10 protein-coding genes and 1 pseudogene are annotated in these 12,262 nt (G+C 42.1%); 10 read left to right on the top strand and 1 reads right to left on the bottom strand.

Annotated elements, in window-relative coordinates; translation table 11 throughout:
• Positions 1–451 precede the first annotated feature (451 nt).
• From BRLA_RS22055 to BRLA_RS22020, 9 genes and pseudogenes are all read left to right on the top strand, one after another.
• On the top strand, positions 452–1,024 hold the full coding sequence (locus BRLA_RS22055; protein WP_236867702.1) for a GNAT family N-acetyltransferase: 573 nt from the start codon (positions 452–454) through the stop codon (positions 1,022–1,024).
• 123 nt (positions 1,025–1,147) lie between these two features.
• Positions 1,148–1,801, top strand: coding sequence for a class I SAM-dependent methyltransferase (locus BRLA_RS22050; RefSeq protein WP_003334103.1), 654 nt, complete (start codon positions 1,148–1,150; stop codon positions 1,799–1,801).
• 34 nt (positions 1,802–1,835) lie between these two features.
• A complete protein-coding gene (locus BRLA_RS22045; RefSeq protein WP_003334104.1) occupies positions 1,836–3,338 on the top strand; it encodes a DEAD/DEAH box helicase in 1,503 nt (500 codons plus the stop codon).
• A gap of 218 nt (positions 3,339–3,556) precedes the next feature.
• Entirely contained in the window at positions 3,557–3,682 is a 126-nt protein-coding gene (locus BRLA_RS25095) for a hypothetical protein (RefSeq protein ID WP_272897998.1), read from the top strand.
• A 202-nt stretch (positions 3,683–3,884) separates the two neighbouring features.
• Positions 3,885–5,111, top strand: a complete 1,227-nt coding sequence (locus BRLA_RS22040) for a multidrug effflux MFS transporter (RefSeq protein ID WP_003334105.1) — start codon at positions 3,885–3,887, stop codon at positions 5,109–5,111.
• A gap of 188 nt (positions 5,112–5,299) precedes the next feature.
• Positions 5,300–6,070, top strand: a complete 771-nt coding sequence (locus BRLA_RS22035; protein WP_003334106.1) for a TerC family protein — start codon at positions 5,300–5,302, stop codon at positions 6,068–6,070.
• Positions 6,071–6,156: 86 nt separating this feature from the next.
• Positions 6,157–6,846, top strand: a complete 690-nt coding sequence (gene rluF / locus BRLA_RS22030; RefSeq protein WP_003334108.1) for a 23S rRNA pseudouridine(2604) synthase RluF — start codon at positions 6,157–6,159, stop codon at positions 6,844–6,846.
• A 22-nt stretch (positions 6,847–6,868) separates the two neighbouring features.
• A pseudogene (locus tag BRLA_RS25090) lies at positions 6,869–6,952 on the top strand (DUF6385 domain-containing protein); the annotation flags it as partial.
• Between the two features lie 218 nt (positions 6,953–7,170).
• Positions 7,171–9,102, top strand: a complete 1,932-nt coding sequence (locus tag BRLA_RS22020; protein WP_003334109.1) for a tetratricopeptide repeat-containing glycosyltransferase family 2 protein — start codon at positions 7,171–7,173, stop codon at positions 9,100–9,102.
• Here the strand turns inward: BRLA_RS22020 and BRLA_RS25085 are convergent.
• Complete coding sequence (locus BRLA_RS25085; RefSeq protein WP_003334110.1) at positions 9,089–9,223, bottom strand: hypothetical protein; 135 nt, start codon at positions 9,221–9,223, stop codon at positions 9,089–9,091. The genes BRLA_RS22020 and BRLA_RS25085 overlap by 14 nt on opposite strands.
• A gap of 185 nt (positions 9,224–9,408) precedes the next feature.
• Here BRLA_RS25085 and BRLA_RS22015 point away from each other — a divergent pair, with 185 nt between their 5' ends.
• Positions 9,409–12,255, top strand: coding sequence for a sensor histidine kinase (locus tag BRLA_RS22015; protein ID WP_003334111.1), 2,847 nt, complete (start codon positions 9,409–9,411; stop codon positions 12,253–12,255).
• Positions 12,256–12,262 lie beyond the last annotated feature (7 nt).

Genomic DNA, 12,262 nt, shown 5'->3' with positions numbered 1-12,262 from the left:
ATAAGTGAAAAAAAGTACAATTAAGTTTTTGGATGTTTTTAGGAAAGAAAGGATTTTGGTGATTTATCGCTCAAAAATGAAATAGAAAAAATTTTTGTAACATTTGCTAATAGGTTTCGACTAATTCACAAATATATAGAACAAAACCCAGTAAAATTAGAGTATGCCTTCCCAATGATAAATGGTCGAACATCAGAGAACCTGTACTTGCGTATACCTTTGAAAAGAATGCGTCTACCAGCATTCATGCAGGAACACAATGATCATACAATGTTCCGGCGTCACTCTACCTGCTCGATTTGACGGCGTTCCAGCCCAAGCTGTACCATGGAAGGATAAGCTAGCAGTAAATGGATAGCTTAGCTTACAAACTATTCAATGGGGTGGAACTATTTGTAGCGCGCACATAGTTAAGTTAAACCGTAACGAGATTGGCCGAGCAGCGAATGTATTGGCTGAAGGATTTATGGAAGACCCACTGTATCAGCATATCCTGCCTGACCGTTCTACTAGACTGAATGTTCTACAGATCTTTTTTACAAACTATGTTACCATGCTGTATGATTACTCCGATTTATATGCGACCTCCGATAGATTGGAAGCTGTTGCATTAGTATTCAGATCGGAAAAGGCAGAAGCATTGCCTGCATACAGATACATGTGGGATGTCTGTCGTACAATCGTAAAGTCGCTGAAAGCTAGTAAGTATATTGGGCTTAGGGGATTTTGCCGAGGATTGGCTATTCTACGCTGTATGAGCTCTGCTTGGTTGTCTGTGTTTGAGGGACGAGTATATATGCATTTGGATATGCTTGTGGTGCAGCCAGAGTTTCGGGGTCAAGGGTATGTGAGTAAAATTATGAAGCCTCTTTTAGAGGAATGTAAGCAAAGAAACATCGTATGTACGTTGGAAACTCAAAACCCTCATAACATTGCTATATATGAGCGATATCAATTTACTACAATTGAAGTAATTTCTTTGCCAAAGAGTCAGGTAGAACAGTATTGCATGGTTTATCAATGAACATAATAAGCATTTCTAAATAAAGCAATACAGGTTGAGATAGATGACTTACCGATTAGATCTGTCGTTTGTGATGATAATAATCCAAGCGGCAGTTTTTTTTATTGGTAAGGCATCTGTATAATGAAGAAGGAAAAAGAAGCGGATATAGAAGGTGATTGGGTTTTGTTAGAGTGGACAGGGGAACGTATTATTCCTAAATTGCTCAAGCCGATGAATGGAATGCTATTGGAGCATCTAGCGAGGTATTATTTCTCAACTCCGTATTGTCGGGGGAGAGTTCTAGATATCGCCTGTGGTACTGGCTATGGGTGTCACATGGTTGTGAAGGAACGCAAGCGGGAGGTGACCCAGCTGATTGGTGTAGATGTAGATCAAGAGACTCTATTTTATGCAAATCGTGAGTACAATCATCAAAAGGTTACATACTTACAGCATGATGCACTCGATCCTAAGCTTCCCGAAAAATTAGGCATGTTTGATACGATTCTTAGCTTTGAAACCATTGAGCATGTGGCAGATGATCAGCTATTTATGGAAAATATCTATCATATGCTAAAGCCTGGGGGTACATTAGTACTTTCTAGTCCATTTGGTAGAGGAAGAGGGATGCCCACTAGTGAACCGTTTCATGTTCACCAGCTAACTCCTGAGGAATTTGAGCAATTATTTGTTCGCTTTTCTGAGGTAGAAATTTATTACCAGCGTGGATTAACGTTTGAGAAGCCGCGTGATCAGGTTCGTTATTTTATTGGAATGGCTGTCTGCAAAAAGTGATAGCCACAGGTGTTGTTATTGGTAACGGGAAGAGGTGGCGGTTTTGCCAAAATTTCAGTCATTAGGAATACAGGCTTCAATAGAAAAAGCACTGCAACAGAATGGATTACACTCACCCACAGAGATTCAGGAGAAAGGAATTCCAGCAGTATTAACCGGGGTGGATGTAATTGCACAGGCACAGACAGGGACGGGCAAGACATTAGCCTTTGTTTTGCCTATTTTACAGATGGTTAATCCTGAAAATCCAGATGTACAAGCTCTAATTGTGACACCGACTCGTGAATTAGCCCTACAAATTACCGCCGAGGTAAACAAGCTTATTTTTACGCAACCTGGCGTACAGGTTCTAGCTATCTATGGTGGACAGGATGTAGAGCGGCAGATGAAGAAATTAAGAGGCAGCCGGCAGATCGTGATTGCTACTCCGGGTCGATTGCTGGATCATATGCGCCGAGGCACGATACAGCTTGCTCAGGTGTCTCAGCTAGTTCTTGATGAAGCCGATCAGATGTTGCATCTAGGCTTTTTACCTGAGGTAGAAGAGATTATTCAAGCCACATCGCCAACCAGACAGACGCTATTATTCTCAGCAACGATGCCAAAGCAAATCCAAAGTCTGGCAAAAGGCTTTATGCGCCAGCCTGTCACAATTAAGGCGAAGAGTGAAGGAATTACGGTAGCTAACATCGAGCAGCGGGTAATTGAGACGACCGACCGGGCCAAACAAGCCGCCTTGCGTCAGGCTATTGATGAGTGCCGTCCTTTTTTAGCGGTGATCTTCTGTCGAACCAAACGGAGAGCTTCTACTTTAAATGAAGCCTTGCAAGGATTTGGTTATGCTAGTGACGAGCTTCATGGTGATTTATCACAAGCCAAACGCGAACAAGTCATGAAACGCTTCCGGGAAGCAAGCCTACAATTTTTGGTGGCTACCGATGTCGCCGCACGTGGTTTGGATGTTGAAGGGGTCACACATGTGTTTAACTATGACATCCCTCATGATGTAGAGAGCTATATACATCGAATTGGCAGAACCGGGAGAGCCGGTGGTACAGGGGTAGCGATCACGTTTGTTGCTCCTAAAGACCGGATGTATTTAGATATGATTGAAAAGGTAATTGGGCAGTCCCTAACAAAAGAAGCCTATGGCAATTCCTTTTCTCAAGCGAGTTCTAATGAAGAAACGGCAAGACATACGGCGGACAAAAAGGCAGGACAATCAGAAAATAGACGTCAGTCAAAAGCAAGAGAAGGTAATCGAGCGAAAGCTACAGGATCGAAAGCCGGGTCTAAGTCGTCAGCACGATCAGGTCAGGCAAAGCATAATCAGACGAGACCGGGACAAAAGACGGGAGTAAAGCAAGGGACAAGGACACAAAACAAGCCAAGCTCAAGATCAGGTACACGTCAGGAGACAAAGTCAGGGGCAAAACGATCTGGAGGGACAGCCCCAACCAAATCAAAAGCCAAGTCAAGCCGCTCAGCCGGTCAAGGACGATCAGCTTTCTCTAAAAAAAGAACGAGAACAAAATAAGACAGAGAGTAAAAAAGCTGTTCAGTCATATTGCTGAACAGCTTTTTATATGGATAAAGCAAGAAGCCAAAAGCCAAAACGGCATATAGTAAACATAAAATTTACAAAGTGTATTACATGGGATAGGATTGTGGTAAACAAGGTATGGATGATGGTTGTGATGGGTGAAGTGTTGGCGGATGGGAATTTCTGAAGCTGTTCTGGGGGAACTTTTTTAGATGTGGGCAAGAGATAACATGATTGAAATTGCTTGGTTTATGTATCCACTGCGCTTGAGTTTGACCGGATATTTACTGTTATTACCGATACAACAAAAGCCATATTGGGACATATTATCCGTATAGGCCAGTTGCTGTTACGTATGCTTTGATAATGTGTTTTCTACGATCTTATTACAGGGGTCAGGCGAGTAGGTTTGCATAGAGAGAGGCTAGATGCAATCAGGGACTTTCCATTTAAAAGCTTGACAGATGTTTATTGATGTAACTATAATCGTTACAATTGTAATCTTACCTATTCGGTTTTAAGAAAGGAAAGTAACATCGTATGAATTCTTCTTCACAGTCAGCGGCTACGGAAGCTGCTGCCAAATCAAAACGTTTATGGCTAGCGATTGTGTTAGGCGCATTATCTGCGTTTGGACCGCTTTCGCTGGATATGTATCTGCCAGCCTTGCCGGCAATGGCTACCGATTTTCAAACAACTACTTCGGCTGTACAGCTTAGTTTGACAGCTTGTTTATTAGGTTTGTCCCTAGGGCAGTTGTTTGCTGGACCGTTAAGCGATATTCAAGGTCGACGTAAACCGCTGCTGATTGGTCTGGCTATTTATGCAGTCGCTTCTATTTTGTGCGTATTTTCAACTTCTATATGGGCTTTAGTGGCTCTCCGATTTATTCAAGGGGCCGCTGGTTCAGCCGGAATTGTTATTTCACGTGCGATGGTAAGGGATATTTATGTAGGCCCAGAATTAACTAAATTTTTTGCCCTTTTAATGCTGGTTAATGGAGTTGCTCCTATTGCGGCTCCCATCTTTGGAAGTCAGCTCTTACTCTTTACACCGTGGGAAGGTGTTTTTGTAGTATTAGGTGCAATTGGTATTATTATGCTATTGGTTGTTCTATTTGGTTTACCCGAGTCATTGCCTGTCGAGCGTCGTTCCACGGGTGGATTCAAGAATACCTTGGTTACATTTAAAAATCTATTCGTAGATAAAATGTTCATGGGCTTTGCTTTGTCACAAGGCTTGGTGATCGCTGCCATGTTTGCTTATATATCTGGATCACCGTTCGTATTGCAAAATATGTTTGGTGTGTCAGCGCAAATGTTTAGTGTGTTTTTCGCTATCAATGGTTTGGGAATTATTCTTGCTAGCCAAATTACCGGGAAGCTGGCTGGTAAAATTAGCGAGAGTAAGCTGATGATCAGCGGGTTGATTTTAGCGGCGATTGGTGGCGTTAGTCTACTGATTGTGATTTTGCTAGGTGCCGGATTATATGCTATTTTACCACCTTTATTTATAATCGTATCGTGTGTGGGGATTGTTAGTACGGCAGGGTTTTCTCTCGCAATGCAAAGTCAGGGGAAAGCGGCAGGCAGTGCCTCTGCTTTGCTAGGTGTCTTGTCATTAATCTTTGGTGCGCTCCTTGCTCCCCTAGTAGGTATTGGTGGAAGCGGAACGGCGGTTCCAATGGGCATTGTAATAGCAGTAGCAGATGTCGGGGCACTTTTGTGCTATTATTTCATGGTTCATAAGGGCAAACCAACCAGCTAATCCATCTAAATGATCTAAAAGGAAAAGGAACTAATTCAGGTACATTTTTTGCGTACCGGGTTGGTTCCTTTTTTCTGTATAAGGTATGCCTCTTTATCCAACTGGTTTGATCTATGGCAACTAAGAGCATAATAAGCTGAGCTATTATTTTAGATGCATCTTTGTCGATCAGGAGGAGGCTAGCTTTGATGAATGGGTCATTGCTGATGGAATATGGATGGGTGCTACTCATATTAGTGGCTTTGGAAGGAATTCTAGCGGCTGATAATGCATTGGTATTAGCCATTATGGTCAAGGATTTACCGGAGAAACAGCGTAAAAAGGCCTTGTTTTATGGCCTAGCTGGGGCTTTTATCTTTCGCTTTGCATCATTGTTTATCATTTCCTTCTTGGTTGATGTGTGGCAGGTTCAGGCACTTGGTGCTATTTATTTACTATTCATCTCCATCAACCACATTTTTCGCAAAAAATACAGGAAGCCCCAAGAAAAAGAACACACGGATAGGAAAAAAGGACCCGGTAGTTTCTGGGGGACCGTAGCAAAGGTAGAGCTGGCTGATCTTGCTTTTGCAGTAGACTCCATCCTAGCTGCTGTGGCACTTGCTGTTTCCCTTCCTTCAACGAATCTACCTAAGATTGGAGGACTGGATGGCGGGCAATTCCTAGTGATTTTTACAGGGGGATTTATCGGGTTAATTATAATGAGGTTTGCAGCCAATTATTTTGTGGCGTTGTTAAAACGACGGCCTGGATTAGAAACCGCGGCTTTTTTGATTGTGGGCTGGGTTGGGATCAAATTGCTGGTGTACACCTTCTCTCATCCCCATGTGGCTTTTTTACCAGAGAGCTTCGCAACAATGAAAGCTTGGAAAATTACCTTCTATGTAGTTCTAGTAGGAATCGCACTAGGTGGATGGTTTTTATCGAAAGAAAAAACGACAGAGTCAGGCAGATCATAAATCATGTATAATAAATGATGCCTGAGATCACTTTGAGCTAGAGATTCCTAGGCTGAAATATCTGCTATGGAAGAAGGATACATAACATGAGGATTAATAAATTTATTAGTGAAACAGGCTATTGTTCCCGCCGAGAAGCAGACAAGCTCATCGAGACTGGGCGAGTCACGATTAATGGAGTGATAGCAGAGCTAGGGAGTCAAGCTACTAGTGAAGACGATGTAAAAATTGACGGAAAAGCGCTGGGGATCAAAAAAGAAGCTATTTATATTGCTCTAAATAAGCCTGTTGGGATTACTTGTACAACAGAGAGGCACATAAAGGGAAACATCATTGATTTCGTCAATCATCCAGAACGGATTTTTCCAATTGGACGACTAGATAAAGACTCAGAGGGATTAATCCTATTAACGAATGATGGGGATATCGTCAACAAAATTCTGCGGGCGGAAAACAACCATGATAAAGAATATATCGTGACGGTGGATAAACCGATTACAGATTCTTTTCTAAAAGGTATGGCTAGCGGGGTACGTATTCTTGGGACTACAACCAAGCCTTGTCAGGTACAACGCATGAATGAACGATCATTTCGAATCATTCTGACCCAAGGATTAAATAGGCAAATCCGCCGAATGTGTCAGGTATTCGGCTATAAGGTTCAGCGTTTGCAACGGATACGCATTATGAATATTCATTTGGATGGCATCAAAAAAGGCGAATGGCGTGATGTAACTACAAAGGAATTGAATCAATTGCTACAAAATCTAACGTAATGAACCGACGAAGCGCTTCCTTACATATACAAGACTCTCGTATCGTTCCAGCGTACAAGGTAATTCCACAGCGATTGATGTCTTTTTTAATGGGCAAGGAACGTAGCAAAAGATTTCAACATATAGGTACATGGAGTCCCTTATTTCTGGGGGGTCATGTGCCTTTTTCATTTTTTTTTACCGCTATTGGGAGATTTGATGCTAACAAGTCCTATTCAGGCAAGACCTTGTATTCAAAAAGCCCACCTCAAATTACCCCAAGCAAATGGTCTAACCTAAGAAAAATCATAATGTCGCTTATGGTTAAAAAGGAGGGGCGTATAGATGAAACAATTACAAATATCCCTGTGCATGATTGTTTGTGATGAGGAGGAGCACCTTGAACGCTGTTTATCTTCAGCAGTCGATACTGTCTCAGAAATGATCATCGTTGATACAGGCTCACAGGATCGAAGCGTAGAAATTGCCAGGAGCTATGGAGCGCGGGTTATCTCGATACCTTGGAGGGGAGATTTCTCTGAGGCTAGAAATTTATCGTTGGAATATGCGACCAAGCCGTGGATTCTGGTACTAGATGCGGATGAGGAATGGGTCGTGCCACCAGCCGAGCAATTGATAGAGATGATGGACGAGGCAGAAGCGTTTGGCTATTATGTCCAATTGCAAAGCTATGTGGGCGCTACAGGAGAAGAATTTATCACTGATTCGGTTTGTCGCTTTTTTCGAAACGATGAACGCCTGCGCTTTCGAGGAATGATTCATGAAGAGATTGCCACGTGTATTCTGGAAGTGGAACCAGAAGGTGTGAGATTTTCGCCTATGGTGGTTAAGCACTATGGCTGTTTAGACCATGTTATCGCTCAAAAAAATAAAGCTGCCCGGAACGTTTCTCTTATCCAAAAGGCACTGCTAGAAAAGCCGGATGACCCTGTGTTGATTTACGCTCTAGGCACAAAATATTTTCAGCAGGAAGAATACCAGAAAGCGCGGGTATTATTTGAAGCACTACTTTCTGCTGTTCCTCTTCGGGTTGGTTATATGTCGGATGTATTGCTAAAGCTAGCGTTTTCCTATAAAGAGATGGGCAATACGAAAGAGGCGCAAAACATGATAGAGGAAGCGTTGCGCCATTATCCAGATTTTGTTGATCTGATCGAACTGCGGGCCATTCTTCATATTGAAGAAAATGAGCTAGATTCAGCTCTTGCGTTATTGCAGAAAGCCGTCCTTCTGGGAGATGTATCTCATAAATATACATCGTGTTCAGGGGCGGGGACCTACCGGAGCCTTTATATAAGGGGATTGCTTTATGAAAGACTGCTTTCTTATGAAAAATCATGTCGTTGCTATGAGGAAGCCTTGACCTTCCAGCCACAATTCCACGCAGTTTGGCAGAGATTAATCCGTATACGGGGAGCTTTTAATCAAATTCAAGAATTAGTGGAGCAATTCCAGTTATATAAGGGGAAATTGTCGCCTCAGGTCCAAAGCAGTATCGTGCAATATTTGATGGAATTAAATCAGCCGCAGTGGTTCACACAATATCAGTTGCTATTGCCGGATGCTTATACCCATAATCCGCTTTGGAAAGGAATTTTCCTCGCACAGCTTGGAAAGGAGGAGCTTGCTTTACTAAGCGTCAGGGAAGCACAGCAATGCTTTCATACCCATATGCAGGCGGATAAACAGCTTGAGGCGGATCTTTTACTATGGGCGATTTTCCTGCAAATGAATGAATACGCGCAGGCTTATGAAATCGTCTTACGGTTAGCTCAACGGCAAAAAGAATATCAAGCTTTATTTGGATGGAAGCCAGGCCAAATTATTGCTTTGTCGCGACCTGTATACCAATCCTGTAGTCGAGCATTGCTAGCGATAGGGGCCTGGGAAAAATGGTTAGACCTGCATCGTTCTTGTTCCCCCTTAGGATGGACAGAGGAAGTAAATGATTCGTTTGCAATCGCGTTGCTTCGAGCCCCTCATTCTATCCAGCTTCAATTCCTCCAAATGTTTCTAATGGAAACTCATTTATCTTCGCGACTTCTTCAGATTGCTGGAGTTCTTGCTATTCAATGCAGGAAAAACCACGAAGCTACGACTTTATTTGAAAGGCTGAACCATAGCTCCATCGAGAAGGAACAAATAATAGCCCAGTTAGGCCTATTATATGCGCAAGCTGGGCTAGCTAAGAGATGGAGAGCTGATATTTTACCTGATCAGGTCAACAGCTTGCAGTTTTTATCTATTTTTTCGTAAGGACAGCACGAAAGCAGGTTAATACGCTACCATACATTTGTGTTTTGACAGTATCTTCAGCATTTTCTAAAAGGGGAATGCCCTCCCAGTTCACATGAGGAAAAACAATTGCTTTGCTCATGGTTCTCTTCCTTTTCTTGAGCTGAATAACCTACTGAAGTGTATGGGAGTAAGCAGGGATTGGGCCCTTTTTTTTTTTGAAAGTAAATAGGGAGGAAAAATTCTGATTCAAGATTGTTTTATTAGGGTAAATAGAAAAAAACTCTGTATTTTCTGTTTTATATTTTGTCTAAGGATGGGAGAGATATGACTTTTCGCCGAAAACAATTGCTTGGCTACAGCTTGATTTTATTCTTATTACTGATTTTAGCTTCCCTGGTTATCTTTACGATGAATAGTATTAATAATAATGTTGAAGAAATTGCGAACGAACGTTCTGTGAAAATCAAGCTAGTGAGTGATTTGCAGAACAAATTTTTTCATATAGACCAAGAGCTTAGCTATATCATTGCAGAGAATAATATTTTGCTCATCAATCAAAAAATCGAACAAATGAATCAGAAAATACTAGATACTAACTCCTTAATGACAGTGATCGGCATTAAAATGAATTCGGAGTCTGGACAGCAATTATTAGCGCAAATTAAAGTTCACTATACAGATTATCTCACCTATCAAAAGCAGATTGTAGCGTATGTTAAGGCAGGAAATAAGGAAATGGCTAGAGGCATGTATGTGGGTGGAAAAGAAGAGACTCGCAAAAATGTTATGGAGTTAACGGAAGAATTTAAAAATCGCCAGCAGGAACTAATGGATCAAGCTGCTGACGAATCTGTGAGAACTTACCATAGCATGTTGCTCATCATCATTTTGAGTGTCGTACTTTGTTTGGCATTAGGAATCGGAATTGCAAGCTGGGCTATACGTAGTACCTCGCGTAGTCTTAGTCATATCTCCAGTACAATCTCCGGAATTGATTTTAAACAAGCTGAAAATGTACCGCGATTATCTGTTGTAACGAGAGATGAAATAGGGAACATTTGTGAATCTTTTAACGAGATGGCGGCCTCCCTAGAGGAACATACGACTAAGGTAAAGGAATTTAATAAAAAGATAACAGAGCAAAGCTGGGTAAAGACCCAACAAGCTTATATGGCTAATTTAACGCAGGGGATGCAGGATTTTGAATCTCTAGGGCGAGAATTTATTTCAAAAATCGCTTGGATAATAGAAGCCTCCTACGGTGCTTTTTATCTAGCATTTGGAAAAGGGGACGCCAAGGAATTTAAAAAGATTGCTTCATTTGCATCAAATGGGGAAGATGTGGGAGCTGCCAGCTTTCGTTTCGGTGAAGGTGTAGTGGGGCAATGCGCGCAAGAAAAGAGAATGCTCGCCTTAAAAGAAATGCCTGAGCAGTACATTACCATTAAGTCTGCTTTAGGGAAAGCTTATCCGAAACAAATTTTGATTGTTCCAGTTACCTTTGAGAACGAAACGGTTGCTGTGATCGAGATGGCTACCTTAGGTTCGTTTTCCGAATTACATATGCAGCTAATGGAAAATGTCACAAGTCACTTGGGGACTACTGTTAATCGAATTTTCGATCGCTTAGAGGTAGATCGCCTTCTACGAGAATCGCAAGCAATGACAGAGGAATTGCAGGCTCAATCAGAAGAGCTACAGACACAATCCGAGGAATTGCAGATGCAGACAGAGGAGCTTACTAGCATTAATGAAAGGCTAGAGGAGCAGAAGCAATATGCAGAAGAGAAGGCCCGAGAGCTGGAGCAAACAAAGATAGAGCTAGAGGAACAGACAACAGCACTATTGAAAAGCTCTCAATACAAATCTGAATTTCTAGCTAATATGTCACATGAACTACGTACTCCACTAAATAGTATTTTAATCCTCTCAGAAATGCTCTCGGAGAATCTTAATGAGACGCTTACCGCGGAAGAGCAAGAATATGCACGTGTTATCAATTCCTCTGGTTCAGATTTACTTAACCTGATTAATGATATTTTAGATCTTTCCAAAGTGGAGGCAGGCAAGCTGGAGGTTGTCTTTGAAGAGGTAAATATCAGTGAATTGCCAATATTTATGGAAAGTCACTTTTCACACATTGCGGCTCAGAAGAATCTTCCGTTCCATATTGAAGTACATGCTGATGCGCCCGATATTATGTACACCGATGAACAACGACTGCATCAAATCTTACGGAATTTACTTTCCAACGCCTTCAAATTTACGAAAAAGGGCTCCGTGACTCTACAAATTAGAAGGGCAGACCCCTTGCAGGTCAATAAGATAATGCCAGAGGAGAAGTATACGGATTACTATTTGGAGATTTCCGTCACGGATACTGGTATTGGCATAGCCGAGGACAAGAGAGAACACATCTTTGAAGCCTTCCATCAAGCAGATGGCGCAACGAGCAGAAAGTATGGGGGGACAGGTCTAGGGTTATCCATCTGCCGAGAATTTGCACGTCTATTAGGTGGTTGCATTACCTTAGAAAGTGAAGAGGGTTGCGGTAGTACCTTTACGCTATATATTCCAAATATGCAGGAAGGGACGAGACAGGAGCTGTTTTCCGTTCACACAGAAACGGAAGTAGCTCATATGGAAGGGGTTCACGCAGATAGCTCACAGCGTCCCGTTTTTGAAACAGAGGACTTACAGACTTCCTTGGAGCAGGGGCAAGTAATGATAGAGCAAGATCAAGATCAAATAATTTCTCCACAAGCACAAAAGTATACGCAGCAGGTACCAAGCTTGTTTAAGGGTAAGCATGTCTTGGTTGTGGACGATGACAATCGAAATGTTTTTGCGCTCACCACCACTCTTGAACGAGAAGGATTTAAGGTGATCGCCGCCAGTAACGGGAGAGAGTGTCTTGAAATACTAGATAATGTTCAGCACATGGATATCATACTCATGGATATTATGATGCCAGAGATGGATGGGTATGAAGCAATGCAGGCTATTCGCCAAAAAGCTGATATGAAAAATGTACCAATCATTGCCTTGACCGCAAAAGCTATGAAATATGACCGAGAAAAATGCCTGAGGGCTGGAGCATCCGATTACATCAGTAAGCCATTAAAGACGAGTCAACTGCTTTCAGTTATGCGTGTCTGGTTGGTGAAGTAGGTGTAAT

Origin of the sequence: Brevibacillus laterosporus LMG 15441 (assembly GCF_000219535.2) — a bacterium.
GTDB lineage: Bacteria > Bacillota > Bacilli > Brevibacillales > Brevibacillaceae > Brevibacillus_B > Brevibacillus_B halotolerans.
This window is presented reverse-complemented; position numbering and strand designations above follow the sequence as displayed.